Annotated in this window: 22 protein-coding genes; 10 read left to right on the top strand and 12 right to left on the bottom strand. The window is 62.9% G+C overall.

The features are described from left to right. Positions 1–4 precede the first annotated feature (4 nt). From D8M21_RS00390 to D8M21_RS00380, 3 genes are read left to right on the top strand one after another with little or no spacing between them, the layout of a single operon-like run. A complete protein-coding gene (locus D8M21_RS00390) occupies positions 5–700 on the top strand; it encodes a DUF2905 domain-containing protein (RefSeq protein WP_126855558.1) in 696 nt (231 codons plus the stop codon). A 47-nt stretch (positions 701–747) separates the two neighbouring features. Further along, entirely contained in the window at positions 748–2,241 is a 1,494-nt protein-coding gene (locus D8M21_RS00385) for an FGGY-family carbohydrate kinase (RefSeq protein WP_048683830.1), read from the top strand. 22 nt (positions 2,242–2,263) lie between these two features. After that, complete coding sequence (locus D8M21_RS00380) at positions 2,264–3,007, top strand: GolD/DthD family dehydrogenase (RefSeq protein WP_048683833.1); 744 nt, start codon at positions 2,264–2,266, stop codon at positions 3,005–3,007. A 13-nt stretch (positions 3,008–3,020) separates the two neighbouring features. On the opposite strand, the gene xylB is transcribed toward D8M21_RS00380, so the two are convergent. The 4 genes from xylB to D8M21_RS00360 all read right to left on the bottom strand — a co-directional run bounded on the left by xylB (position 3,021) and on the right by D8M21_RS00360 (position 8,964). After that, positions 3,021–4,424: a xylulokinase gene (gene xylB, locus D8M21_RS00375; RefSeq protein WP_048683836.1), complete on the bottom strand. Its 1,404-nt coding sequence runs from the start codon at positions 4,422–4,424 to the stop codon at positions 3,021–3,023. 40 nt (positions 4,425–4,464) lie between these two features. After that, positions 4,465–5,970, bottom strand: coding sequence for a mannitol dehydrogenase family protein (locus D8M21_RS00370; RefSeq protein WP_053090050.1), 1,506 nt, complete (start codon positions 5,968–5,970; stop codon positions 4,465–4,467). An 84-nt stretch (positions 5,971–6,054) separates the two neighbouring features. Continuing rightward, entirely contained in the window at positions 6,055–7,746 is a 1,692-nt protein-coding gene (locus D8M21_RS00365) for a dihydroxyacetone kinase family protein (RefSeq protein WP_048683840.1), read from the bottom strand. Positions 7,747–7,872: 126 nt separating this feature from the next. Further along, positions 7,873–8,964, bottom strand: a complete 1,092-nt coding sequence (locus D8M21_RS00360; protein WP_048683843.1) for a zinc-binding dehydrogenase — start codon at positions 8,962–8,964, stop codon at positions 7,873–7,875. 125 nt (positions 8,965–9,089) lie between these two features. Between D8M21_RS00360 and D8M21_RS00355 the strand changes: the two genes are divergently transcribed. Next, the gene (locus tag D8M21_RS00355) at positions 9,090–10,055 is read left to right on the top strand and encodes a sugar-binding transcriptional regulator (RefSeq protein ID WP_048683848.1); all 966 of its coding nucleotides are present in this window, start codon (positions 9,090–9,092) and stop codon (positions 10,053–10,055) included. A gap of 88 nt (positions 10,056–10,143) precedes the next feature. On the opposite strand, the gene D8M21_RS00350 is transcribed toward D8M21_RS00355, so the two are convergent. Further along, positions 10,144–11,580 carry an RbtT/DalT/CsbX family MFS transporter gene (locus D8M21_RS00350; protein WP_048683851.1) on the bottom strand — a complete coding sequence of 479 codons (1,437 nt, stop codon included), beginning with the start codon at positions 11,578–11,580 and terminating at the stop codon, positions 10,144–10,146. A gap of 407 nt (positions 11,581–11,987) precedes the next feature. Here D8M21_RS00350 and D8M21_RS00345 point away from each other — a divergent pair, with 407 nt between their 5' ends. The 3 genes from D8M21_RS00345 (at position 11,988) to D8M21_RS00335 (ending at position 14,784) form a co-directional block, all read left to right on the top strand. Next, on the top strand, positions 11,988–12,884 hold the full coding sequence (locus D8M21_RS00345) for a MetQ/NlpA family ABC transporter substrate-binding protein (RefSeq protein WP_048683854.1): 897 nt from the start codon (positions 11,988–11,990) through the stop codon (positions 12,882–12,884). Positions 12,885–13,015: 131 nt separating this feature from the next. Next, positions 13,016–14,074: a methionine ABC transporter ATP-binding protein gene (locus tag D8M21_RS00340; protein ID WP_082156920.1), complete on the top strand. Its 1,059-nt coding sequence runs from the start codon at positions 13,016–13,018 to the stop codon at positions 14,072–14,074. Further along, a complete protein-coding gene (locus tag D8M21_RS00335) occupies positions 14,074–14,784 on the top strand; it encodes a methionine ABC transporter permease (RefSeq protein WP_048683858.1) in 711 nt (236 codons plus the stop codon). The genes D8M21_RS00340 and D8M21_RS00335 overlap by 1 nt, the downstream gene beginning before the upstream one ends. An 85-nt stretch (positions 14,785–14,869) precedes the next feature. Here the strand turns inward: D8M21_RS00335 and D8M21_RS00330 are convergent, their stop codons facing one another. Next, complete coding sequence (locus tag D8M21_RS00330; RefSeq protein WP_048683859.1) at positions 14,870–16,579, bottom strand: long-chain-fatty-acid--CoA ligase; 1,710 nt, start codon at positions 16,577–16,579, stop codon at positions 14,870–14,872. 47 nt (positions 16,580–16,626) lie between these two features. Between D8M21_RS00330 and D8M21_RS11235 the strand changes: the two genes are divergently transcribed. Genes D8M21_RS11235 through D8M21_RS11340 form a run of 3 tightly spaced genes read left to right on the top strand, consistent with a single transcriptional unit; the run spans position 16,627 to position 18,641 of the window. Beyond that, positions 16,627–16,770, top strand: a complete 144-nt coding sequence (locus D8M21_RS11235) for a hypothetical protein (RefSeq protein WP_153245879.1) — start codon at positions 16,627–16,629, stop codon at positions 16,768–16,770. A 36-nt stretch (positions 16,771–16,806) separates the two neighbouring features. After that, positions 16,807–17,511, top strand: a complete 705-nt coding sequence (locus D8M21_RS00325; RefSeq protein WP_065424339.1) for a DapH/DapD/GlmU-related protein — start codon at positions 16,807–16,809, stop codon at positions 17,509–17,511. Beyond that, the gene (locus D8M21_RS11340; protein WP_048683862.1) at positions 17,508–18,641 is read left to right on the top strand and encodes a YrzE family protein; all 1,134 of its coding nucleotides are present in this window, start codon (positions 17,508–17,510) and stop codon (positions 18,639–18,641) included. Before D8M21_RS00325 ends, D8M21_RS11340 begins: the two co-directional genes overlap by 4 nt. A gap of 74 nt (positions 18,642–18,715) precedes the next feature. On the opposite strand, the gene D8M21_RS00315 is transcribed toward D8M21_RS11340, so the two are convergent. The 6 genes from D8M21_RS00315 to D8M21_RS00290 form a co-directional block, all read right to left on the bottom strand. After that, positions 18,716–20,332 (bottom strand): 2-oxo acid dehydrogenase subunit E2, encoded by a 1,617-nt coding sequence (locus D8M21_RS00315; protein WP_048683865.1) that lies wholly within the window; start codon positions 20,330–20,332, stop codon positions 18,716–18,718. A gap of 26 nt (positions 20,333–20,358) precedes the next feature. Continuing rightward, a complete protein-coding gene (locus tag D8M21_RS00310) occupies positions 20,359–21,333 on the bottom strand; it encodes an alpha-ketoacid dehydrogenase subunit beta (RefSeq protein ID WP_048684120.1) in 975 nt (324 codons plus the stop codon). Positions 21,334–21,365: 32 nt separating this feature from the next. Beyond that, positions 21,366–22,514, bottom strand: a complete 1,149-nt coding sequence (locus D8M21_RS00305; protein WP_048683867.1) for a thiamine pyrophosphate-dependent dehydrogenase E1 component subunit alpha — start codon at positions 22,512–22,514, stop codon at positions 21,366–21,368. 92 nt (positions 22,515–22,606) lie between these two features. Further along, positions 22,607–23,755, bottom strand: a complete 1,149-nt coding sequence (locus D8M21_RS00300) for a histidinol-phosphate transaminase (RefSeq protein ID WP_048683870.1) — start codon at positions 23,753–23,755, stop codon at positions 22,607–22,609. 35 nt (positions 23,756–23,790) lie between these two features. Then, positions 23,791–25,323 (bottom strand): hypothetical protein, encoded by a 1,533-nt coding sequence (locus tag D8M21_RS00295; protein ID WP_048683872.1) that lies wholly within the window; start codon positions 25,321–25,323, stop codon positions 23,791–23,793. 5 nt (positions 25,324–25,328) lie between these two features. Then, complete coding sequence (locus D8M21_RS00290; RefSeq protein WP_048683875.1) at positions 25,329–25,871, bottom strand: hypothetical protein; 543 nt, start codon at positions 25,869–25,871, stop codon at positions 25,329–25,331. Between the last annotated feature and the right edge of the window lie 165 nt (positions 25,872–26,036).

Here is a 26,036-nt window from a genome sequence, read left to right as displayed (position 1 = left end):
CGGCTTGAGCAACGTCGACCCGACGCGACCCCACGACCCTTCGGAGGACCACCCCGCGTACGGCATACGCGCCTCGGACCATGACGGCTCAGGCTCATTCCGCGATTCGTCCCCCGAGAAAGCCTCCGGCTTTTCCCGAAACCCGGGAGACCGCCCCTCCGCGTACCGGCGCATGGCCGCCGGCCTCTCCCTGGCCGCCGGGCTATTGGGGATCCTCCTCTTCTTTGGGCTCGCCGCCTCGGGACATTCGAGGTGGGCGCTCATTGGGATCGCGCCGGTCCTCGTGGGCGCGGCAGGACTCGTCTCCGTTTGGTGGCGCTTGTTGCCGGCCTTCCGTGAGCCCGGTGGGCGGCCCCACCGACGCCCCGGGGCCCGGTGGTTTTGGATCCCGATCGGAATGTTGCTGATCAGCGTCGTCTTTTTCGTCATCAGTTACCTGATCCCCGGGTGGCTTAGCGGCGAAGACAGCGTCCACATCCGCACCCATGTGCTGATTTGGTCCGAGCTCGGCTTTCTCCTCCTGCTCATGGCGAGCCTTTCCGCTGGACTCGTCGCCCTGAGGCTATGGACGACTCCCGATGAGGACGACGCCATTCTCCGCAAAACCGACTATGCGGAACGCCGCAGGAACCAGGACCGCGGTCAAGACCCCGACCATTACGATTCGGACTGGATTCGGGGACACGGACCTTTCGATTAGCGTGCCGACCTAGCCCGACGTGAAGGTCGTGCGCCACTATGGAATATATGACAGATCACGCTTTTTTCGGTCTCGACGTCGGAACCTCCAGCACCAAGGCGGTGCTCGTCAGGCCCGACGGATCCGTCGCGGCAACTCGAAGCCTCACGCACGAGGTCGAGCGCCTTCCCCACGGCGTCGTGCAGATGGATATGACCACGTGGTGGCGTGAATTCCGTGAACTCTACGCTGAGCTCGTGGGCGGCGCGGGAGTACGAATAACGGGCATCGGGGTTTCTGGGATGGGCCCCTGCGTCGGAGTGACCACTCTTTCCGATGAACCGCTGGCGCCGGCGGCCCTCTACGGCGTGGACTACAGGGCTCGTGCCGAAATCGACGAGCTCACCGAAGAGCTCGGGTCGTCGTCGATCCTGCGGACCTACGATTCTCCACTAACCTCGCAAGCGGCCGGACCCAAACTCCTGTGGTTCGCCAAGAGGCATCCGGAGGCCTTCGGCGAGGGGGTGCGATTTTACATGCCCTCCAGCTGGATTATTCGGCATCTCACGGGGGAATACGTCCTGGACCGGCACTCGGCCAGTCAATGCACCCCGTTCTACGACCCGGAGAACTGCCAGTGGGCCCACGAGACGACGCGTCGGTTCACCGACGGGCTGGAGCTGCCGCGACTGGGCTGGAGCAACGAGATCTGCGGACAGACGCGGCCCACCGACGAGTTGCCCGAGCTTGAGGCCGGAATCCCCGTGATCTTCGGAAGTATCGACGCGTGGTCCGAGCAGGAATCCGTGGGGGCGACCTCCGCCAACGAACTGTTCCTGATGTACGGGACCACGCTCTTCCTGATCGCGAATTCGCCCGAGCGGCTCCGCCACGCCTCAATGTGGGGCACCACCGGAACGCGCGAAGGAACTCGCAACTTGGCCGGCGGTTTGGCCACGTCCGGCGCGCTCACGCAATGGTTTAAGAACTTGACCGGCGCGAACGATTTCGCGGAGCTTATCGCCGAGGCCGAGCAGATATCGCCCGGTTCCGAAGGGCTGCTGACGCTCCCCTATTTCGCGGGCGAGCGGACACCGATTCAAGACCCGGACGCCAGGGGTGTGATGGCCGGGCTGACCTTGGATCATACGCGCGGACACATCTACCGTTCCCTGCTCGAGGCAACGGCCTTCGCCGTTCGGCACAATATCGACGTCATGGAGCAGGCAGGGGCCCAGATCGACACCATCACCTGCGCGGGAGGCGGAGTGGGCTCGGATCTCTGGCCCCAGATCGTTTCCGATGTTACGGGTCGGCCACAGCGCATCCACCGCCACTCGGTCGGTGCCTCGTATGGAAACGCCTTCATGGTCGCTCAGGCCCTGGACGCGGCCTCCGAATTGGACACATGGAATCCCGTCGCCAAAGTCATCGAACCCCGCGATATTCCGCTGTACGACGCGTTGTACGAGGACTACCGAAGCCTGTACGAGGCCACGGCAACCATCACCCACCACCTCGCTGGTATCGGTGCTTCATCCACGGCTACTCCCCACGAGTAGCCCGATCCTGAGGAGAAATATCATGGAACAGACTCACCAAGGGCGCATCGCCATCGTCACCGGTGCGGCCAGCGGCATCGGCGCCGCCATTGCCCACCACCTCGCCGAGCGCGGGGCACGCATCGCGGGTGTGGATATCGCGGCGGGGCTGGACGACGCCGTCGCGGCGTGGCCCGGCGAAGGCCATACAGCCCATCGCGCGGATCTGACCGACCCGAAGGCCGCCCGTTCCGTGGTGGACGACGTCGTCCGCTCGCTGGGAACGCCGGACATCCTGGTCAATTCCGCCGGCGTGGTCTTCCTCGGCCCCGCCAGTGACCTTTCCGCGGAAGACTGGCAGCGAACCATCGACATCAACCTCAGCGGTTCGTTCTACATGGCTCAGGCCGCGGGTTCCGTGATGGTCGAGGCCGGTTGGGGGCGCATCGTCAACTTGGCCTCCCAGGGTGCCGTTGTCGGTTTGGACCAGCACGTGGCCTACTCGGCGTCGAAAGCCGGAATCCTGGGAATGACCAAAGTGATGTCCCTGGAATGGGCCCCGCGCGGCGTGACGGTCAACGCCGTGTCGCCGACCATCGTCGAAACGCCGCTCGGCAAAAAGGCTTGGGCCGGCGAGAAGGGCGAACGCGCGAAAGAGCAGATTCCCGCCGGTCGCTTCGCCCTCCCGGAAGAGGTCGCCGCCATGGTGGGCTACCTTGTGTCCGACGACGCCGCGATGGTCACCGGCGCGAACATGGTCATCGACGGCGGATATACCACCGTATGACTCTGTCCCGGAGCTAGCCCTTCGGGGCAAGCTCCGGGTAGGTCGCGTTGCGGAAGTCGAGGTAGGCCTGGAAAACCTCCGTGGTTTCCTCCGGTTCGACCGTTTGAGTCGTTGCCACGGCCGAATCCCAGGTGGGCGGTTCGCTTCCGCCGTCGAGCGCCCACGCCGCCTGCCGCGCGGCGCCCAAGGCCACAAATTCCTCCGCAGCTGGGACCTCGACGGGACGCCGCAAGATACCGGCGAGGACGCGACGGAAAGCCTCCGACTTTGCCCCGCCACCGATGAGCAACACGCGCCTCGGCTGCCGTCCGACCTGGTCCGTCACGTATCCCATCGCTTCCACGACGGAACACGCCAGCCCCTCGACCATAGCCCGGGCCATCTGCGGTCGGCTCAGATCCCCGCGTAGCCTGCCGAATTGCGCCCGAGCCTCGGGCAGATTCGGGGTGCGTTCGCCATTGAGATACGGCAGGAAAATCGCCCCCTCAGGGTCCGGATCCGCCGAAAGCGCCAGACGGGAAAATTCATCGTGGTCCACCCCCAGAAGGCGACATCCCAGGTCAAAGACCGGAGCACCATTGAGCGTGCACGCCAGCGGCAGATAGCGACCCGTGGCATCGCAAAAGCCCGAAACCAGCCCGGAAGCGTCGTGAGTCGAGGTTTCGCTGACCATCATGGCCACCGCGCTGGTCCCCATGGACAACACGGCGTCTCCCGGCTCCAGATTTAGCCCCAAGGCCGCGCCCATGTTGTCGCCGGTTCCGGCGCCCAAGACGGCTCCCCCTCTGGTGCGCCCCACCGACTGCCCGGGTTCTGCGAGTTGGGGTAAAGACACGGGGTGGCCGATGGCCTGTTCGGCGATGTCGGGAAGCCATCGACGTTCGGCCGTCGAGTAGTACGCGGTCCCCGATGCATCACCGTGATCGGTCCACAGTTCGCCGTTCTCGTGGAGCACCGACGTCAAATAGTCATGCGGAAGTACGACGGCGGAGGCCTTCGCGGCGTTCTCCGGCTCGTGGTCGCGTACCCACTCGAGTTTGGTCGCCGTGTATGACGCGACCGGAACACTCCCCAGACGCCGGGCCGCAGCCTCGGGGCCGCCGAGACGTTCCGTCAGTCTGGTGGCGGCACCGGCCGAACGGGTGTCGTTCCAGAGCAACGCCGGCCGAACCACCTCACCCGCAGAATCCAGCAACACCATGCCGTGCTGTTGTGCGGCGATCGACACGGCGTCGGCTCGCGGCAGGAGATCCTCGGTGGCCTCATGTAAAGCACGCGCCCACTCGCGAGGATCGACCTCGGTGCCTTCGGGATGGGAGGCACGCCGAGAATCGACCACCTCGCCGGTCTCCGCGTTGACCAACAGGGCCTTACAGGACTGGGTGGACGAGTCCACCCCCAGTACGAATGTGCTCACGGAACCTTCCTCGTCGAGCCGGCGGGATCACGTGTTCATGCTACTCGGCGAGCAGTTTCTCCAATGTCTTGAGGCTCCCGACGTCGTGGAGGGAACGCAGGGTTTCCCGGTACGGCGTCGTGAATTCTTCATGCTCCACCAAGTCCCCGAAGAAGTCGCGGTTGCGCAGGAACGCGAGGTCGTCCTCGTGCTGGTCCTGGGCCGCGGCGCGCACAGACTCTTCCGCGTTGTCGACGATCGTGATGCCTTGACCCTTCTCGTCGATGCCTTCCGCGTACCGAGCCCAACTCGCGACGATCGCGGCGGAGTACCGAACGCTGCCCCCGTCGCGCAGGTTGTCCTGGATGACCGGAACAAGCCACTTGGGAATGCGGTCCGACGACTCGGCGCAGAGCCGGGGCACGGTGTCTTTGACGTAACGGTTGGTGAACCGGCGGATGAGGGTTTCTGCGTAGGCCTCGACATCGATGCCTTCCACAGGATCCAGGGTCGGCTCGGCCTCGTTTTTCATGTAGGCGCGCAGGAAATCCGCAATCAGAGGATTCGAGACGGCCTCATCGACCTTGTGATACCCCGCGAGGTGGGCGAAATAGCAGAGCCCCTGGTGGGACGAGTTGAGCATGCGGAGCTTCAACTTTTCGTAGGGCTCGACGTCGTCCACCATCTGAACCTCGACGTCCTCATAGGGCGGGCGGCCATTGACGAAGTTGTCCTCCATGACCCACTGGATGAAGTCTTCAGTGACCACGGGCCAGCCATCCTCATAGCCCAGTTCCTCACGGATGTACCGGCGGTCATCATCCGTCGTCGCGGGGGTGATGCGGTCCACCATGGAATTCGGGAAGCTGACGTGCTGCTCGATCCACGAGGCCAAGTCGGAATCCACGGCGCGGGCATGAGCGGTGAAGACACGGCGCGCCATATCGCCGTTGGCCTGGATGTTGTCACAACTTCGGACTGTGAACGGCGCGATGCCACGTTCCCGTCGCACCTTGAGCGCCTGCGTCACCAGTCCGAAGACCGTGCGAGGGTGTTCCGGATCCGCGAGGTCCGCGGCGACCTGGGGGTTCTCGAGGTCGTACTCGTGTGTGACTTGGTTGAAGTTGTAGCCGCCTTCGGTCACGGTCAACGACACAATCTTGATGTTCTCCCCCGCCAGATACTCGACCGCACCGGCCGGGTCTTCTGGGGCCCACACGTAGTCGACGATCGAACCGATCACCCGAACGTCTTCGTGCCCGTCCGGGAAGCGGGCGACGAGCGTGTACAGGTAATCCTGTTCCGCCAGTGTGTCTCGCATGTGCTTGTCCTGGGGAAGAACCCCCATCCCGCAGATCGCGTAGTCCTTCGCTTCACCACGAGTGAGGAGCTCATCGAGGTATCGCGCCTGGTGAGCCCGGTGGAAACCGCCGACGCCGAAGTGCACAATGCCCGCAGTCAGCTCCCCACGGTCATAGCTCGGCACCCGAAATGTGCTGCCCTCGGCGGTGCGTTCCGAGGCGATGCGTTCAACCTCGTCCAGAGTGGAGTTTTTCAATGTGACCATGGTGGCCGCCTTTCGTGCTCAGTCGACGCTCACGGCCCGCTGGCGAAGCAAAGCTCGGTGGCGCGGGCGCCGGAGGTCTCCTGCCTACAGGTTTTCTCCGAGGAGATCGAGAATCATCGCCATCGAGATGGCCCCGGGATCGGGGTGACCCAGCGACTTTTCCGCCAGGGGCCGCGCGCGACCCTTTTGGGGGCGAAGTTCTGAAGTCTCCTCGGCACTCTTTTGCGCCGCCTGAGTTGCTTCGGCCCATGCCTCGGACAGCGAACCGTCCGCTGCCTCCAGGGCATCTGCGAAGGGAAGCAAGGCATCCAGCAGGGTCTTGTCTCCGAGCTTGGCACCACCCAGAGTCACCATGGAATCGGCGAAGGTACGCACCGCCTGCACCAGGTCTTCCGGGGCAAAGTCTTCGGCGGCGTCGTCAATCTTTTGGGCCGCGGCTTCCAGGGACGCTCCCCAAAGAACCCCCGAAGTCCCTCCGGCCTGCATGGCCCAGGCTCGGCCCCCGATGCGAAGCAACGCGGCGGGGCCGGCTTTCTCGGGTGCGCCGTCGATCGCGGTTTGGGCCGCTTCGCTGCCTCGCACCATGCCTCGGCCGTGATCGCCGTCGCCCGCGAAGGAATCGATCTCGCCCAGGTAGGTCTCCTGCTCACGCATGAGATCGGCGACCCGCGCCGAGGCCTGACGGACTCGTTTCGCGAGGTCCAGCGCCGCGGGGCTCGCCTCGACGAGAGACTCCTCGTCGATCGCCGCGGCAGACACCTCGTAGTTTTTGTCGATACTCTCCAGCGGGGCTTTCTGCTTGCGATAGGCGGCGGCATACGCGTCGGCCGTCCACAGGGGTTCGAGCTCGTCATCGAGCCACAGCACCGTCAAGGAGACGCCGCCCATATCCAAACTCGTGACCAGCTCGCCCACCTCGGGGTCGACAATCTCGTAACCCGCCTCCCGGAGCATGGGAGCGACCGTGCGGTACAGCAGGAACAGCTCTTCGTATTTGGTGGTGCCCAGACCGTTGACAATCACGCCGATCCGGCCGCCGGGATTCTCCGGCGCATCCTTTAAGACCGTCTTGACCAGGAGCTTTCCGAGTTCCTGAGCCGAGGGACGGGCCTCGTCACGGATCCCGGGCTCCCCGTGGATTCCGAGGCCGACGCCCATCTGCCCATGCTTGACCTCGAAGAGCGGGGTATCGGCGCCGGGCATCGTGCATCCGGCGAATGCCACGCCCAAGGTACGGGTCCGTTGATTCGTGAGATTGCCGAGTCGCTCCACCTCGTCGAGGTCCTTGCCGGCAGCGGCGGCTGCACCCATAGCCTTGAAAACCGTGAAGTCACCCGCGATGCCGCGGCGCTGATCGAATTCCGGGGCCGAGGCGATGTCGTCCGTGACCACAACGATGCGGGTATCGATTCCTTCGGCTTGAAGCATTTTTGCCGCGATGCCGAAGTTCATGTTGTCGCCCGCGTAATTACCGAAGGTCAGGACGACGCCCTTCCCCTGGTCCGCGGCCTTGGCCACGGAGTACACGTGAGCGGCCGACGGGGAGGTGAAAATGTTTCCTACCACTGCACCGGAGGCGAAGCCCGGACCGACCAATCCGGCAAATGCGGGGTAGTGCCCCGAGCCGCCACCGACGATGACCGCGACCTGCGGCGTCTTGGGCGGCAAGGAGATCACCCCACCCGGAACCTGCGCGAGACGGTCCGAATAGAGGTCGACGAATCCTTCCAACTGGTCGTCGCAAAAATCGGCGGGGTCGTTGTACAGCTTGGTCATGGGGCGGTCTCCTCGGGAGTCGTCCGGGTGTTGCGATGGCCCGGTGTGCCTGTGGGGCGGACGACCCGTGCGTTGGGCGGGTCAAGGAGCGTGGGCCGGGTCAGGGCCCGGCCCACGCAACGCAGATTAGGACTGCGGCATGATCGAGACCTTGATCGACGAGCCAGCCGAATCGGCGACGCTGTCGAGGGCCTCCTGGAACTTCTCCAACGGGAATTGGTGCGTGCAGACCTCATCCAACGGGAGCTTGCCGGACTCGATCATGCTGATCGCCTTGGGCCAGGTGTAAGGCCCCAGGTGGGCGCCCAGCACGCTGAGCTCCTTGTCGTCGGAGATGATGGACCAATCCACGCTCACGTCCTGGCCGAACACGGAGTATTCAACGTACGTGCCGAGCTTGCGGAGGATGTTCAGGCCCTGGCCGACCGCGGAGGGGTGACCCGTGCACTCGATGTACACGTCTGCGCCGTATCCGTCGGTCATCTCCTTGACCAGCGTGATCGCATCTTCATTCTTGATGTTGATGGTCACGTCCGCGCCACACTTCTTGGCGAGGGCCAACTTGTCGTCGTCCATGTCGAGGGCGACAATCTTCAGCGGATTCTTCTCTCGCACGCCCATGATCGCGCCGAGGCCGATCGGGCCCGCTCCTGCGATCACGACGACGTCCTCAAACTTGATATTGCCCCGCTCCACCGCGTGCAAGGAACAGGCCAGCGGCTCGGCGAAGGCCGCGTGCTGCGGCTTGACGTCCCGGGAAATCTGGTGGACGCGCGCACGCTGGGGAACCAACATGTACTCGGCCATGCCGCCGTCGAAATGGCGGAAGCCAAACATGTCATGCGGTCCGCACATCCAGTACTCGCCCCGACCACAGAAGCGGCACTCACCACACGGCACGATCTGCTCGACGACAATCCGGTCGCCTTCGTGCACGCCGTGATAATTGAAGGCCTTGTCGGTGCCGGAGACGACGGTTCCGGTGATTTCGTGTCCGGGAATCGTGTTTTCGAGGGCCCACTGCGGGCGGTTCTCGTCGCCCCAGAACTTGGCGGCTCCGTGGTAGCACTTCAGGTCCGAAGCGCAGACACCGACGGCCTCCACCTTGATGATGAGGTCGTCTGGGCCGAGTTCGGGAACCGGGCGGGTTTCTAGGGTGTAGTCCTCCGGCTTGTTACAGACGACGGCTCGCATCTGTGTAGGCAGGGCGGTGCTCATGGTCACTCCTTTGTGTCGTGCGCGTTTGTCACGTACACCACATTCTTCGAGCACCCAGCACATATGTCAAGCACATATGTTCATCGAGAAGAATCCGAGATACGATAAGCAGGCCCTATTCGCCTATGATCGAGCACACCATGGACCAACGCCATACCTCTTCCCCGGACCTCTACGACGTCGACCGCCTCTACGCCGTCGCACGGATGTACTACGAGGAGAGAAACGGCCAGTCCGCCATCGCGGAGGCGCTCAAAGTCTCCCGACCCACGGTCAGCCGCATGTTGTCGCACGCTCGATCCATCGGAATGGTCCAAATCCGCGTGATTCACCCCGATGCCGAAGGCCGCTCCGACTTGGCCGAGCAACTCCGCGCCGCCCTTCAGCTCGAAGAGGTGTACCTCGCCAAGGGCATGCAGCCCGCGACCATGGGCCAAGGAATGCTTCCTCCCGTCCAGCGCGCCCTGGACGACATGCATCTCGCCTCAGGGGATGCCCTCGTCGTCTCGTCCGGCATGGCCCTCTACGGCATTGCGCACATGAACCTCTCCCGCATGAACGGGGTAACCCTGGTCCCCTCGGTCGGCGGCGTCTCCGAACCTGAGGCCTGGCACCAGACCAATGAGATCGTGCGCATGCTGGCCCAGAACACCGACAGCCGATACTCCCCACTCTTTGCGAGCGCCGTGCCTTCGCAAAGCATCTACCGCGCGCTTCAAAAGGACGAGTCCTTCACCGAGGTTCAGCGCTTCTGGAGCACGGCCAAGGGGGCCTTGGTAGGCGTCGGGTCCCCCACGACCGGTCGGACCTCGCTCGCCTCGTCGATTCCGAAGGACAGCCTCACGGATTCGATCGGCGATGTGTGCCTGCACTTCTTCAACCGCGGGGGCCAGGAACTCAGTTTTCCAGGCTCCGATCGAACGGTGCGCATTCCCACGGAAGACCTCTCGGCCATCCCGTTCTCCACGGCGGTCGCCGTGGGCGAGGAAAAGAGCTGGTCCATCATTGGCGCCGCGTCCATGCGGTATTTCCGGCGCTTGGTCACGGATGAAGCCACCGCCACCCATATCTTGCAAGCTCTTCAGGCCTGATCGAACCCACGGTTCGTGAGCAAAGACGACGGTCCCCGCACCTCTGAAGGAGATGCGGGGACCGTCGCTCGTTAACTTCAGCTACCCGTTAGTGGCGCTCGCCTTGGGTTTCGGCGTCGGGCTGATGAATAGTCACCCGATTTTCATTGGCCGCCTGAACTGCCAAGGCCTGCGTATCCGCTTCCTTGATCTTGCGGCGGTGTTCGGGGTCGTCCTGCTCGGTGCGCAGATTACCAACCATCACGAAGGCACAAGCGTACAGAGCCACGAACGTCCAAATCACCGCGGAATTCTGGGCAAAGGTGCTCAGCCCCATGGCCCCGGTGATATTCAGAACCACCGTGACCACGGCGGTTCCGAGGAAGGTCGCTCCACCGGCCGCCGTCGTATACATGGCCATGGCCGCTCCTCGGTGAAGCGGGGCGTTGGCCGGCATAATCGCGCCCATCGGCACGAAGCCCGCCAGGAAGATGCCGTAGCACACGCCGGCGCACACCGAGAGGATGTACCCCCAACCGGATCCGGCGGGAACCATGTGGGGGACGTACCACCACGCGAGCAGTGACACCGCGGAGCAGAAGACGCCGAACCACCGCACCGTGGTGACCCAGCCGAGCCGGTCGCCCAGGTTTCCGAAGAAGGCGTTGAAGAGGATATTGCCGGCATAGACGGCCACCGTCATGGCCAACCAGCGCGACTGACCCCACCCGAGGCTCGTGCTGATCACGGCGGGCATCACGATGAACATCCCGAACTCAGGTGCGGTGTTGATCAAGCGAACCAAGAATCCCTGGAGCACCTTGGTATTGGTGAACGTCAGACGCAGGCCGGAGAAGATGACCTGCGAGGCGCTTTCATCGGCAGGGGCAATGCGGCGCTTACCCTTCTCGTCGTGACATCCGAACCACACGAACAGGAAGCCCGCGACGTTCAAGACGCACGAGAAGATGATTGCTCCGGTCTCACCGCCGACTCCGCCGCCAAAGGTCGGGATGGCACCGATCGCCACGAGAGAGCCGAGGGTCGGCAGGCCACCCGTGAACATCACATAGAACCAACCAATGGCGGTACCGGCCTTCGACTTCAGCGCCGTGATGTTGACCCATACGAGGAAGGAGAACGTGAACAGCGGCATGCCGAATCCACGGAAGAAATAGGTCACTGCCACGAGCCAGAACACGCCGCTGGCCATGGCCAGGATAAAGCCGACCTGGAAGACGGCCCACACGAGGAAGCCGATCAGCATGACCTTCTTGGGGCCGATGAGGTCGGACAGCGCACCCGAAAGATAACTGCCGACGGCGACGGCCAAGGAGTACGACGCAATGATGGCTGCGACCGCACTCTCCTTGCTGTGGAGCACCTCAACCAAGTGGGGAGTCAAGATATTCGACTCGACTCCCAAGCCGGTCATGAAGAGGAGTACCCCCAAGAACCCCCATTTAAGGACCTGAGGAATTCCGATGCGATCGAGGAAATGCCCCTCGATCTGTGGAGGAGCCGAAGTGCCGGCGGTGGAAGACATAAGGTGCTCCTTTACGTGGGGCGCGACGTTGGTCCCCATTGACGAACACTGTGTGGCACTCACGGGTCGACCCTCCGAGCTTCAACGTGAGGCGCCCCACAGACTTGCGGATAGCATAGGCGGGAAATGTTGTTTCGCACAAGCGTTCTGAACAAAAGTTCACGCCTCGCTCTCACATGGACCGTGTTCCCACGGCATCGAGCAAGAAACCGAGACCCACCATCGGCCGTCCGCCGCGTCGCTCAGCCTGAAATATGTCGAATTATGAAGCTGAATGAAGACCGTGACTACACATATCCGAGACTTCTATCCGCCGGATCTCCTCATGATGTAATTGGCTGGCGATGAGCCTCGGTGGAGGCCCATCTTTTTATCGTTCACCGCACCGAGTAGAGAGATTCATAGCCGTGAAGAAAAAACTTGGCGCCCTTTTGGCAATCCTGCCGATCGCCGTGGCCTTGTCCGCGTGTGGCAACGGTGGGACCCCCAGCGGCCCCGAAACCAAAGATGGCAAGACCATCGTCAAAATCGCCATCACCAAAGAACAAGACGTCAACAAGGTTCTGAAGGAAGAAGCGGCGAAACAGGACATCGATGTTGAGTACAAAGAGCTCAACAACTACACCGAGGCCAATCCGCAGCTGACCCAGGGTGCGGTGGACCTGAACTGGTTCCAGCACATTTCCTACTTGGCTAATTACAACGTGGATAACGACGACGACCTCCAGATCGTCGGCCCCACCGCGATCTTCCCGATGGGTCTGTACTCCAAGAACCACAAGTCCGTGGATGAGATCCCCCAGGGCGGCAAGATCGCCATTCCGAACGATGCCGTCAACGAGGCACGCGCAATCAACCTGTTGAAGGCCGCTCATCTCCTCAAGCTCAAGGATGACAGCGTCATCCAGCCCAGCGAAAAGGACATCGACAAGGACAACTCCAAGGTTGAGGTCACCGCGGTTGAGGCCAACCAGACCGTCACCTCGATGGCTTCCGTCGACGGTTCCGTGGTCAATAACGACTTCCTGGACGACGCCGGTTTGGATCCGAAGAACGCCCTCTACCAGGATGACCCCAGCCAGGAGTCGGCCCTTCCGTACGTGAACGTCTTTGTGGCCCAAAAGGGCCAGGAAGATAACGAGACGTACAAGAAGCTCATCGATATCTACCGCAGCAAGCCCGTTCAGGAGGCCCAGCAGAGGTCGTCCAAGAACACCGCCGTCGTGGTGGATACCGACGTCCAGAAGCTTCGCGACACGCAGAAGAAGCTCGAGGACGAAGACAAGAAGAACGAAGACAAGTAGTCGCGCAGCGTTCGCGAGGATTCCTGATCCCGCGGTCGCACGACGCCGGCCGGCCACCGCCTGCCGGCGTCGTGCGCGCTCAGGGGCTTGACCGGCCCCGCTACGATTCGCCTACCAGCAAGGGAAAACACATGACCGAGCACACGAGCTCTGTGTCCGAGGAACGCTCCTCGGACATGGTGGTCCTCGATCGCGTCTCCAAGGTCTTCACCGTCGGCAAGACCACCGTGAAGGCCGTCGACGACGTCTCGCTGACCATCCGCCGCGGACACATCTTCGCGATCATCGGCTATTCCGGTGCAGGCAAGTCAACGTTGGTTCGCCTGATCAACGGCCTCGAATCCACGACGTCGGGAACCCTCACCGTTGGGGAAACGACGATCTCGGGAGCCAATGACGCCCAACTGCGCCAGGCTCGGACCAATATCGGGATGATCTTCCAGCAGTTCAACTTGATGAACTCCAAGACCGTCGCCGCCAACGTCGAATTTCCGCTGAAGGTCGCCGGTTGGTCGGCGGCCCGGCGTCGCGAGCGTGTGGCCGAATTGTTGGAGTTTGTGGGCCTTCGCGACAAGGCGAAGAATTATCCGGATCAGCTCTCGGGCGGGCAGAAGCAGCGCGTCGGCATTGCCCGCTCTTTGGCCACCGAACCGAGCCTGCTCTTGGCCGATGAGTCGACCTCGGCCCTCGACCCGGAGACCACCGAGGAAGTCCTGGGCCTCCTCAAGAAGGTCAACCGGGACCTCGGGATTACCGTGGTCGTGATTACGCACGAAATGGACGTTGTGGCGTCCATTGCGGATCGGGTCGCCGTCATGGAAAACGGCAAGGTTGTGGAAGAGGGCAACGTTTACGATGTCTTCTCGAATCCGCAGACCGCACCGGCGCAGCGTTTCGTCTCGACCACGGTCAAGCCCACCCCCACGGGTGCCAGGGCCAGCGAGCTCAAGGAACGTCACGAGGGGCGCCTGATCAGCGTCGAGGTGACCGACCAGACCAAGCTGGGCGATGTGCTGTCCCGCTTGGGAGAACGCGACGTTCGGTTCAACATCGTCGACGGCGGATTGGAGACCCTCCAAGGCCGCACCTACGGCAAACTCACGCTCGAGTTGTTGGGTGACACCGCGAATATCGAGACCGTCATCGAACAGCTCACATCCGTCACTCTCGTTCAGGAGGTGCGCGCCTGATGACTCTCTCGGCTCAAACCCTGTTGTCTTCCTCGATCGAGGCGAAGCCCAAGACCGACTGGTCAGAGGTCCGCCCCGACCTCTTACAGGCCACGTGGGAGACCATTCAGATGGTCGCGATCACCATGGTGATCGCGGGTGTTCTCGGTTTCATCGTGGGGCTACTCCTGTACACGACCCGTCGCGGAAATATTCTGCAAAATCGGCCGCTGAACTGGATCCTGAACCTCGTGGTGAACTTCGTTCGCCCCATTCCGTTCATCATCCTGTTGGTGGCCCTGGGGCCGGTCATGCTCGCGACCATCGGCACCACGATCGAGATGAAGGCGGCCGTCTTCGGCATGGTCGTGGCCGCCGTCTTCGCGGTGGCCCGCATCGTGGAGCAGAACCTCGTGTCGATCGATCCCGGAGTGATCGAGGCGGCCCGCGCTATGGGCGCGACCCGTACGCGCATCATGTTTTCGGTGATTCTCCCCGAGGCCCTCGGCCCGCTCGTGCTCGGGTACACATTCCTGCTGATCGGCGTCGTGGACATGTCCGCCATGGCGGGTTACATCGGCGCCGGCGGCTTGGGTGATTACGCCCTGTCGAAGGGCTACCAGCGCTTCAACTGGGACATCACCATGGCGGCCGTACTCGTGATCATCGTGATGGTTCAGTTCGTCCAGCTCTTTGGCAACTGGCTGGCACGGAAGATCATGCGCCGCTAGCGTTCGTCGCTACGGAACCGAAAGGCCCGCCGTCTCTCCCAAGAGAGACTGCGGGCCTTTGCGTCGGTGGCTCGGCTGAGGCCGGTCAGTCGATCCGTTCTTCCACGAGCTTCTTGACCTCACGGCGCAGGGTTTTGCCGAGCATCGAACGGGGAAAATCCTCGAGCTCGACGATCCGACGCGGGACTTTGTAACGCGTGACCTTGCTGTAACAGTGCTGGCGCAGAGCCTCAACGTCCAACGCGTGCCCCGGCTCCATGATGACGGCCGCGACGACTTCCTCTCCGCCACTTGGAGACGGAAGGCCCACCACTGCGGCGTCCTTGACGAGGTCGCTGGTTTTGAGCGCCGTCTCGACCTCCGAGGGCGACACATTGAACCCTCCGGTGATGATCACTTCTTTGAGTCGGTCGACGACGAACAGAAAGCCGTCGTCGTCCATCGTGACGATGTCGCCGGTCCGTAACCAGCCGTCCTCGGTCACCGACTCATGAGTGGCCTCTTCGTTCTTCCAGTACCCACGGAACACCTGCGGGCCTGAGACCCACAGTTCTCCTGGTTCTCCGTCCTCGACGTCTTGCAGTGTTTCCGGGTCCACGATGCGAATTTCCGTGGAGGGGAACGGGACGCCAATGGAGCCTGCGCGGCGTGAGCCGTTGAGAGGGTTGCAGCACACGAGAGGGGCGCATTCGGTGAGGCCGTAGCCTTCGACGAGGTATCCGCCGGTTTTCGCTTCCCATTCGCTGACCAGCTGTGGCGGCAGATTCATGGCTCCCGAGACCGAGTACCGAATCCCGGAAAGATCCGTGCCACGCTCACGCGCCATGTCCATCATGCGCTGGTACACGGGAGGCACCGCGGGCAAGATGGTCGGCTTGGTCTTTTTCATGGCAGAAAAGACGAGGTCCAGGTCCACCGTCGGGAAAAGCACGAGTTTGGCGCGAACAGCCATGGCGATGCCCAGTCCGAGGGTCATGCCATAGGCGTGGAAAAGGGGTAGCAACGAGTAAATGACCTCGTCGTTACCGAGTCCGATCCATTCCTCGCCCATCTTGGCGTTGGATTCGAGGTTTCGGTGGGTCAGCATGACCCCCTTCGGCGTGCCCGAGGTACCTGAGGTATACAGCAAGAGGGCCGTGTCATGAGCCGTTGGGCGGTGATGCCCGACGTCGATCGCCGGGTACTTGAGCATCTTGCGCCACGGGGTGGTCTTCGGCGCGGGGCCTTCGAGCTTTTGCCGCGAGGCCTTGGATCGAGATATCGGGAGTTTGAGGCCTAACCGCAGATGCGTCGGCATCGCCTCGATGAGGTTCACCGCAACCACCCGACGCGGTCGAATGTCGGAAGGCTGGTCGGTGATCTTGTCCGCGATCTTGTCCCACACGAAGGCCACCTTGGCACCGTGGTTCTCAAACTGGTGCCGGAGCTCGCCTTCGGTGTAGAGCGGATTGTGTTCGACGACGACGCCGCCCACCCGAAGAATCGCGTAGAACGCAACGATGTGTTGCGGGCAGTTCGGCAGAATGATAGCCACGCGGTCGCCAGGCTGAACCCCCATGAGTCGCAGGCCTTCGGCCACGCGGGAGATCTGGTCGCCCAGTTGGGTGTAGCTGGTCTTCGCACCGAAGAATTCCAATGCCGTTTTGGATCCTGCCTCGCGGACGGACCGCTCCATGACGTGGACGAGGGATGTTTCGGGAAGATCCAGGATTTCCGAGGTGTTGGGATTGTACGTCTTGAGCCAGGGGCGCCGTTGGGTGGTGGGTGCTGAGCCATCGTGAGGAGCTTCATCCATGTAGGCGATTCTGCCATGCTGGCGCGACACCTGGAATACTGACCACCATGACTCAACGCCGCAAATCTTCTTGGACCGACGAAGAGGTTCACGCCGTCATGCGCCAGATCCAGCGACGCCTGCTGATCGCTACGGGAATCGCGATCCTGGTCGGACTGGTGGTGATCGGGCTAGTTGCCGTTCTGCACTAGTTCCCTCGCCCCCTCCCTACCGAAAGGTTCGACCCCATGAGCGCACCGCACCCCACCCCTGATTCCATGACCATGCGCGAACGCATGCACGCCGGCCTCCCCTATCGCGGAGACGGCACTCCGTCCGAGTCTGCCTACCGGACGTCGTCCGAGGCCGCCCGTATGACGGACAACTACCAGCGCCACGACGTCGAAGGCCGTACGGAGGAGGCCCAAGAGCTCCTCCGCGAACTGCTCGGAAGTATGGGCGACGACGTCCGCATCCGGGCTCCCTTCCGCGTGGACTACGGGTACAACATCCACATCGGCGATCGACTCTTCGCCAATTTCGGCTTAACGATCCTCGACGTGTGCGAGGTCCGGATTGGCGACGACGTCCAGATTGGCCCCAACGTGCAGTTGTTGGGCGCGACCCACCCCTTAAACCCCTTGGACCGGAAACGGATGTGGGAAGGCGGGCTGCCCATCACCATCGAAGACAACGTCTGGCTCGGTGGCGGAGCCATCATCATGCCGGGCGTCCGAGTGGGCCACGATTCCGTGATTGGGGCTGGAGCCGTCGTCACGAAGGATGTTCCGGCGCTCTCGGTAGCCGTGGGCTCCCCCGCCCGAGTCATTCGCACTATTAATCCGGAGGAACGTTCCGGACAGTTCGCCCTGGATAACTTTCCCCCTGCTTATCGGGAACAGGTGACCCGAGAAGCCCAGGGCCAGAACCCCGATCAGGAGAAGACCGCATGAGCTCATCACGAAATAGCCCCTTGCACGATCCGCGGGACGATGATTTCGATCCGAACCGCACCATCCCTCTGGACGACGACCGGACGGAGGTATTCTCCCGGGATTCCACCGGATGGATCGATCACGATCGCACGGAAGTTCTGGACGACGACCGAACCGAGGTTCTCGATCACGATCGGACCGAGGTGCTCTCCGACGATGATCAGGCCACTCAAGTCTTGGATAACGGTTCGTGGACGTCTGGGCCGGACCGCGCGAATGAAACCCTCCCGTTGCCCGCCTATGGTGAGGGTCCGAATTCCCCAGGGGCGGAGAAGGTGTCTGGTCTCGAATATGACGAGAATTCCGGATCAAACGCAGCATCCCGCTACGACGCAGACCAGCGCACGCAGGTCTTGAGTCAGGCCGACGCACCAAATCGCGACTACTCAGGGGCCAACGCTCCCGGTGCGGCGCCAGGGGCTCAGGGTTCGTACCCCACCGGCCCGACGCCGTCGGGATACCCCGGAAACGCAGGATCTTCTGCGGGGGGTTACGCACCGGCGCCGACTCAGGGGCCGTCCGGCGCCGAGCTACGGGCGCTGATCCTCCGTCGGCAAAAAGCGGAATACGGGCGCATCCAGCTATTACCGGGGTTGATCGGCTGGCTCGTGGCCACCGGCACGGCGGGGTTCCTCCTGTGGCTCGTCGCCGCCCTCATTCCTGCGGTGGGGGCGACGGAGATGCCGACCACCGTGGGCGCCTCGCTCCACGAGATCGCCCAAGGTTCGGCCGGAGGCGGCGTGTGGGTCCTCGTCTTTGCTGCGGTGTACTTCCTCTCCTACCTCATCGGAGGTTTCGCGGCGGGGCGAGCCGGACGCTTTGCGGGTGCCAAGCAGGGCATCGCCGTCTGGCTGTGGCAGCTCATGGGCGTCGCGGTCACCACGGTGCTCTCGCTCTTTCTGCCTGATCGCGTGGGGACGAGTGTTCCGTTGGGATCCATCCAGTCCCTGGGCGGCGACGACTTCCTGTGGGGCCTTGCCGCCGCCGTCTGTGCCCTGGTGATAGGGCTGGTTGCGGCCATTCTCGGTGGCTTGTGGGGCACGCGCTTCCACCGCTCGGTTGACCGCTGGGGCTTCGAAGGCCGCTGACCTCGTTGAAGACCAAGAACCCGCTCGGGCCGAAGTCCGAGCGGGTTCTTGTTGTCTGAGCCTTTGCCGCGCGTCTACATGTCGAGCAGAAGCGCCGGCTCCTCGAGGACCGCCGCGACGTCGGCCATGAAACGAGCCGAAAGGTCGCCGTCGACGATGCGGTGATCGAAGGATCCACCCAAGGTGGTCACCCAGCGGGGAATGACCTCGCCGTCGACGACCCACGGCTTCTGCTTGATCGTTCCAAAGGCCACGATGGCCGCCTCGCCCGGGTTGATGATCGGCGTACCAGTATCGATCCCCAGGGCGCCGATATTGGTAATCGTCATGGTTCCCGAGGCCATGTCTCCGGGCTGCGTTTTGCCTTCGCGAGCCTTCTTGGTCAGGGCGTTGAGGGCCACGGCGAGCTCCCGCAAGGAGAGATCCTGGGCATCCTTGATGTTTGGAACCATCAGGCCGCGTGGCGTTGCCGCGGCGATTCCGAGGTTCAGATACCTCTTGATGAGGATCTCGGAATCGGTCCACTGCGAGTTGACCTGCGGGTTACGAGCGGTCGCCCAAATGACTGCCTTCGCCAAGATCAGCAGGGGTGTCACTTTGACGCCTTCGAAGGTCGGCGAGGCCTTCAGCCTCTTGACGAACTCCATGGTCCGCGATGCATCCACGTCCACGAAGATCGAAACGTGCGGTGCCTCGAAAGCCGACTTGACCATGGCCTTCGCCGTTGCTTTGCGGACGCCCTTGACGGGTACGCGCTCCACCCGGTCCTCGCTGGCTCCCCGCTCCGCCCAGAAATTGGCGGGCCGGCGGCTTTCGACGTCCTGCGAGTTGGCCGCAAAGTTCACGAGGTCCCGCTGGGTGACCTGACCTTGTGAACCGGTCGCGGGAACGTCGGCAAGGTCGATCCCGAGGTCCTTGGCCGCCTTGCGTACCGGCGGCTTGGCGAGCGCGGGCCGACGCGGAGGTTCGCTACCCACCGTCCGATGCCCAGAGACCTCGCCGGCCGGTTCCTCAGGGGCACGGCCCGGCAACCACTTCAGGGCTTCTCGACCTTCCTCGGCGAGCCTCTTCGCGCGTTCCGCGATTCCGATGCCGCCCGAGCGCTGCGTCCGGTTGAGCAATTGCGTCAGGAGCGTCTCGGGCTGTTCCGCCGCGGGGCCAGCGGCCACGGAATCCTGCGACGTCGCGCCCGCGTTCGAGGTCGCGCCAATCGGTCGCTTGCGGGTACGGCGTCGGACCGGGTCTGCTTTGGGCCCTGATCCGACCAGTGCCTCGGTTTCCTCGGATCCGCGCGTCGAAGGGGTCGGTTCCGCCGACGGCGTCGATCGATCTGTGGCGGATGGCTCGGGCACGACGTCGTCGCGCGGCGTTTCGACCGATGCGGCTTCCTCCGGCGGGGCCTTCTCGACCTGGCTGGCCTCGGAGGTGTCAGATTCGGCAGCGCCGGCTTCGCCCTCGGCCCGCACCGAAATCAATGGCGCACCAACCTCAACGGTTTCGCCTTCTGCGGCGATGATCGACTCGACCGTTCCCGCGTAGGGGGATGGCAATTCGACGACGGACTTGGCCGTTTCGATTTCCAGGACGACCTGGTTGACCTCCACCGTGCTGCCGGGCTGTACCTTCCACGACAGGATCTCGGCCTCAGTCAGGCCTTCCCCAACGTCTGGGAGATGAAAAATCGACGACAATGCGAGCTCCTGAGTGTTAGGGCTGGTCAGTAATTCAGCGACTGGTCTATGGCGTCTAGCAACCGATCGATATTCGGAAGATAATCTTCCTCCACCGCGGCCACGGGATACGGCATGTGGAATGCGCCGACCCTCAAGACGGGCGCTTCCAGGCCGTAGAAACAGCGTTCCCCGATGACGGCGGCCAATTCGCCGCCCATGCCACCAAAGGTGGGCGCCTCATGGGTCACGATCAGACGGCCCGTTTTCTTAACCGAGGCCTCAACGGTATCCACGTCCAACGGCGAGATGGAGCGCAAGTCGATGACCTCAATGGACAGCCCGTCGTCTCGGGCGGCGTCGGCAGCCGCGAGGGCGACCGGCACGAGCGGGCCATAGGCCGCAAGGGTCAGGTCCCGGCCTTCGCGCACGATCTGGGCCCGTTGTGATTCCGCGGTGGTCGCGGAGCGATCTACCTCGCCTTTGAGCCAGTACCGACGCTTGGGTTCAAGGAAAATGACGGGGTCATCTGAAGCGATCGCTTCCCGCATCATCGAATATGCGTCTTGGGGATTCGAGGGGGACATGACCCGCAGGCCGGCCGTATGAGCGAAAAGGGCTTCCGGGGATTCCGAGTGATGCTCAATCGAACCTATGTTTCCGCCATAGGGGATGCGGATCACGACCGGCAATTTCACCGACCCCATGGACCGGGCATGAATCTTGGCCAATTGCGAGGTGATCTGGTTGAACGAGGGAAACACAAAGCCGTCGAACTGAATTTCGCACACCGGCCGGTAGCCTCGCATGGCCAGCCCGATCGCGGTACCTACGATTCCGGCTTCACCCAACGGCGAGTCCATCACGCGTTCGGCGCCAAACTGTTGCTTGAGCCCTTGCGTCACACGGAAAACCCCACCGAGTGTGCCGATGTCTTCCCCCATCAAAAGAACGGAGGTGTCTTCGGTCAGCGCATCCTCCATGGCGGCGTTGAGGGCCTTGGCCATCGGCATGGTTTCCACGGTTGCCCCCTGCTTCTCGTTGTCGCTCACGTTCAGCGCCCACCTTCCGCGGTTCCGGCCTCTTCAAATCCCGATTCGTAATCACGGAACCACGCCCGCTCCTGCGCCACCAGAGAGTTTTCCTCGGCATAGACGTGCTCAAAGACGGAGTCGAATTCCGGGGGCTCCATGGCCAGTACGGCATCCCTGATGGTGGCGCCGTACTGCTTGGCTTCGGCGTTCACGGTGTCAAAGAAATCCTCGGATGTTCCTTGGTCACGAAGGTACTTTTCGAGCCGAACCAACGGGTCTTTGGCGGTCCACTCCGCTTCTTCGTCGGCCGTTCGATACTTTGTGGGGTCGTCCGCCGTGGTGTGCGCACCAATGCGATACGTTTCGGCCTCGATCAGCACCGGCCCCTCGCCCCGATGAATTTTATCCATCGCGTAAGCCGTGGCCGCCTGGACTCCCAACAGGTCGTTGCCATCCACGCGAATGCCTTCGAAACCGTACCCCGCCGCACGTTCCGCGAGGGGCACCCGGGATTGCGTCGAGAACGGCACCGAAATGGCCCACTGATTGTTTTGAATGAAGAACAGCACCGGTGCGTCGTAGGAGGCAGCAAAGACCATGGACTCGTGGGCTTCACCCTCGGTCGAGGCTCCGTCGCCGAAGTAGACCACGGTGGCTTCATCGGAAGGCCCGCCACGCAATGCCGCGTCGAGCTTCTGTCCCATCGCGTATCCCACGGCGTGAGGGATCTGGGACGCCAGCACAAAGGAATACAGGTGGAATCTATACTCCTGGGGGTCCCACCCTCCCGGGGCGAAACCGCGGAACACCTTGAGAAGATCGCCCAAGTCCACTCCGCGCGCATAGGCCAGGGCATGCTCTCGGTACGACGGGAAAATGTAGTCACGCTCAGGAATGGCGTTCGCCGAGCCGATCTGGGCTGCTTCTTGACCCTTCGAAGGCACCCACAAGGCCAATTTGCCTTGACGCTGAAGGGACGTCGCTTCGTCGTCGAACCGACGCACCATCAGCATTTGCCGGTAGGAGCGTTGCAGGTCCTCGAGTGTGACGTCCTTGATATACGGATCGAACGTGGGGTTCGTCCCGCGGTGACCGTTCTCGTCGAGAATGGTCACCCTGCTCAAACGACCTTCGGTAGCCCCAGGGTGGTGGGTTTCCGCGGTTTCCATGAGTCCTCCATGCGGCTTAGTTGTCCGACGCCCGGTGTGACCGGGACACCCGGGTGCGGGCGATCCTTCGGACACAAAATACACTCATTAGCCTACCGCTCCACCCGTTCCCGGAATTGCTCCGCGATCTGCAAGAATCGCGTGTTGGCTTCGTCTTCACCAATGCTCACACGCACGCCTTCGTTACCGAAAGCACGCACGGACAGAGCGTGGGCATCCGCCACTTCCGCGAATTCCTGGGTCCGTTCGCCGAGCGGGAGCCAGACGAAGTTCGCCCGGGTTACCGGAATCCGCCAGCCCTGCTCCGCCAAGCCCTCGACGACGCGTGTTCGCTCTGAGACGAGACGTCGAACCTGTTCGAGGACTTCCTCATGGTGCTCGATCGAGGTGATAGCGGCCTCCTCGGCCACGGCGGTCACGGCAAAGGTCGTCGCGGCGACTCGAAGATACTGGGTTACCTCGGGATGAGACACGGAATACCCCACGCGCAACCCGGCGAGTCCGGCAGCCTTCGAGAAAGTCCGCAACAGCACCATATTGTCGTAGTCGGGGTAGAGGTCCATGCCTTCGGCGAGGCCGCCCTCGGCGATCTCCGTCTCGTTCAATTCGGAAGCCTGGCAGAACTCCAGGTAGGCCTCGTCGAGGATGACGACGATGCGCGAGGGAACCTTCGCCATGAAGTCCCGGACCTTCCGCTGGGTCAAGGCCGGGCCCGTGGGATTATTCGGCGTGCAGAGAATGATGACTCGAGTACGGTCCGTAATAGCGGCCAGCATCGCATCGAGGTCATGCTCACCGTTCGGAAGGTTTGGAACCCGAACTTCTTTCGCGCCGGCTAGACCCGTCACGATGGGGTAGGCCTCAAAGGAACGCCACGGATAAATGACTTCGTCCTGGCTACCATCCGTGTTCCCGCCAGCAAATGCCGCAAGGATCTGCCCGAGTGCACCCAAACTCCCGGCGCCCGTGACGATGTCTGCGGGGTCCACCCCGAGATGTTCGCCAAGGGCTCCTCGCAGGCGCGTGCACAACGGATCGGGATACCGGTTCGCCGTCTCAAAGGTACGGATCACGTCCCGGACTGCCGGTACCGGACCATAGGGGTTTTCGTTCGACGACAGCTTGTACTGTGTCAAACCTTCGACCGCACGAGGGGGTTTACCGGCGGCGTACTTGGGGAGTTTGCTGAAGACTTCGCGGGGTTGGATGCGGTCCGAGGATAGGTTTTCGTGCTGACTCATGAATTCCACTGTAACGGGCGTTTGCGCTAGAAGTGTCATCGCTCACGTTTCTTCGGTTCACCTGTGAATGCATCATAGGTTTCCGATCCCGATTCGAAGGTTGTGGTTCGCAGGGACGATCCCTTCGGCATCATGTCGGCGAGCAATTGTGCGTGGACTCTCCCCTCATGAGTGGTCGCCAACGCGTCATCGGCGGACCGCCCCGCTCTGACATACTCGCGGGAGCCGTGGGTGAATTGCATCAATCCGCCGGAACCCACATTGGTGTGGACGACGACGGCGTGATCGTTTCCTGGGTCCCCGCCACCTCCGGTGGCCACCGGGATGGGGTCGTTCACATCACGAACGTGAAGTAACCGAATATCCGACGAGATCCCGGTGTACGGTGCGGTGGGCGCTCCCGTCGTGACGACGCCTCGCACCGAATACTTGCTCGTGAATTCCCGGTTGGAGGCAAGCGCCATGGCCGCCATTCCCCCTTGTGAAAAGCCGGACAGAAGCACGGGATCGTTCCGGCCCACGCCTGCGTGAACGAGGGAACGTTCCACGAGTTGGAGGAGAGCCGGAGACTGAGCCAACGGCGTTCCTGGGGTGGTCGTCGCGACGTCGGCGATGCTGAAGGCCCCATCAGGATCGGTGCGACTTGTGAGGTGGTCAAAATCCGTTCCCGGAATCGAGACGAGAAATGAGCGAGTTCCGTCGGGCCGCGTCACCTCCGTGACGTCCACATGAGCCAACGACACCTCGTCTTGCGGGCCCGCCGCGGCGTCGAACTCGTCGTCATGACGGCCGGCTTGCTCTAGGGCCTGTGCAACGAACTCGAGAGAACCGCCGTGGCGAGCTTGAGAAATCGCCTTCTCCCCGACCTTCCGAAACCCGCTGAGGCGAACGAGCCCCAAACCCGCGGAGCGTCGTCGTGCTTTGACAGCAGCGACCTCCGAACGCAGGTTCTCCAGCGGAAGCCCGCTTCCGGCCAATGAGGAGCGAACAGCCGCGGCAGTCCCTCGACTCGCCGAGTCCACCGCCAGGAGGGTTCCCTCCGCGACGACGAATCCCGCGGCTCCGGTCAACAGCCCCAACGGGTTGCCTCCGACGGCGAAGGCGGATCCATACAAGGTGCGGTACGGCACGGAATGCACCGCATCAAAGCCCTGGACCAAGATCTCGGCGAGCTCCTCCGCGTGTTCGTAGGAGGCCCGCGCAATGCGAAGTTTTGCCGAATACTCGCCGGCACCTAAAGCCACCCCGTGGGATCCGCGCCGTGCTTCTCCAAGGGCTTCCGCCGCGGCCCCAACGTGCTCGGACACGAAGGTCCAGACGGCGGCCGCTTCGGCAACCATCAGGACCAATCGGCCCTCGAGCGCCAGCATCCGGCTCGCGGCGCCGGCGAGCGAAGCACTCAAACGCCCCAGTTCCTCCGTATCCACGCGAATGCGGGCAGATGAGGAGCGCAGATGTGCACCGCCTTGAGGCACCAGGCCCAACGCGGTCTGAAAACTTCCCGTCTCCTTCGCCGGTTGCGTAGCGAATTCGCCCCACTCGCGCACCTGCTCGGCCATCGATGCCATGACCCTCACCGCCCCTGCGAACCCGAGAGCGCACGCTGCAGACCCACGAGCATTTCAGGTTGTGATACCTGCTCATAGACCTCCCGCAGATGACCCAGTTCCTCGAGCGCCGTCCGCGCCCGCGGGTCCTCGAGCATGTCGTGGAGGTGCGTGAAGATTGAACCCACCGTCACGCCGAGGTGCCCCGCGTGCCGCACGGCCGAGTCGACTAGGCGGCGCTCGACCCCTTCCATGGCTAAGGCGATGCCGTCCACCCATTGTCGTATCTCCTCGGCCGCCCGGAGGAAGAGATCGACGGCACGGCGCAGGTGATCAGCGGCATCGTCGGCCTGCCCGAGGTGCCGTTGGATTCCCTCACGAAAGGTTCCGGCGGCCGGGGAATCCCAGGTGGTCCCGGCGGATTCCGCGATCTGGGCTCTGGCTTCCAGCAAGTCCTCGGCCAGGCCCGCCGCCTCCTGGGCGAAGCCGTCGAGTCGTTCCGCTGCCAACCGCCCCATGGATCGGACGGCTTCCGGCATCTGAAGCCCCCATGCACCGGCGATCTCCATGATGTTTTCCTCCCTCGAAGTTCACGACGGTGGCCCTCCCGCCCCGTCCCCCTCAGGATCCCGGCTCCGCCCCACATCCATCTCTTCCACGGTGGTTACCTCATCCCTTCCGTGGAGAAGTACCCGCAGCAACCGTCAAGACGCATGCCTGTGGACGACGCCGAA

The sequence above is a fragment of the Kocuria sp. HSID16901 genome (assembly GCF_003989425.1).
GTDB lineage: Bacteria > Actinomycetota > Actinomycetes > Actinomycetales > Micrococcaceae > Rothia > Rothia massiliensis.
The sequence above is the reverse complement of the archived record's forward strand: the minus strand, read 5'-3'. Positions and strand labels throughout refer to the sequence as shown.

Coding starts and splice junctions, on each gene's coding strand:
- D8M21_RS00385 (WP_048683830.1), top strand. CDS start 748: ATGACAGATCACGCTTTTTTCGGTCTCGACGTCGGAACCTCCAGCACC.
- D8M21_RS00380 (WP_048683833.1), top strand. CDS start 2,264: ATGGAACAGACTCACCAAGGGCGCATCGCCATCGTCACCGGTGCGGCC.
- D8M21_RS00370 (WP_053090050.1), bottom strand. CDS start 5,970: ATGGTCACATTGAAAAACTCCACTCTGGACGAGGTTGAACGCATCGCC.
- D8M21_RS00365 (WP_048683840.1), bottom strand. CDS start 7,746: ATGACCAAGCTGTACAACGACCCCGCCGATTTTTGCGACGACCAGTTG.
- D8M21_RS00360 (WP_048683843.1), bottom strand. CDS start 8,964: ATGAGCACCGCCCTGCCTACACAGATGCGAGCCGTCGTCTGTAACAAG.
- D8M21_RS00355 (WP_048683848.1), top strand. CDS start 9,090: ATGATCGAGCACACCATGGACCAACGCCATACCTCTTCCCCGGACCTC.
- D8M21_RS00350 (WP_048683851.1), bottom strand. CDS start 11,580: ATGTCTTCCACCGCCGGCACTTCGGCTCCTCCACAGATCGAGGGGCAT.
- D8M21_RS00340 (WP_082156920.1), top strand. CDS start 13,016: ATGACCGAGCACACGAGCTCTGTGTCCGAGGAACGCTCCTCGGACATG.
- D8M21_RS00335 (WP_048683858.1), top strand. CDS start 14,074: ATGACTCTCTCGGCTCAAACCCTGTTGTCTTCCTCGATCGAGGCGAAG.
- D8M21_RS00330 (WP_048683859.1), bottom strand. CDS start 16,579: ATGGATGAAGCTCCTCACGATGGCTCAGCACCCACCACCCAACGGCGC.
- D8M21_RS11235 (WP_153245879.1), top strand. CDS start 16,627: ATGACTCAACGCCGCAAATCTTCTTGGACCGACGAAGAGGTTCACGCC.
- D8M21_RS00325 (WP_065424339.1), top strand. CDS start 16,807: ATGAGCGCACCGCACCCCACCCCTGATTCCATGACCATGCGCGAACGC.
- D8M21_RS11340 (WP_048683862.1), top strand. CDS start 17,508: ATGAGCTCATCACGAAATAGCCCCTTGCACGATCCGCGGGACGATGAT.
- D8M21_RS00305 (WP_048683867.1), bottom strand. CDS start 22,514: ATGGAAACCGCGGAAACCCACCACCCTGGGGCTACCGAAGGTCGTTTG.
- D8M21_RS00300 (WP_048683870.1), bottom strand. CDS start 23,755: ATGAGTCAGCACGAAAACCTATCCTCGGACCGCATCCAACCCCGCGAA.
- D8M21_RS00295 (WP_048683872.1), bottom strand. CDS start 25,323: ATGGCATCGATGGCCGAGCAGGTGCGCGAGTGGGGCGAATTCGCTACG.
- D8M21_RS00290 (WP_048683875.1), bottom strand. CDS start 25,871: ATGGAGATCGCCGGTGCATGGGGGCTTCAGATGCCGGAAGCCGTCCGA.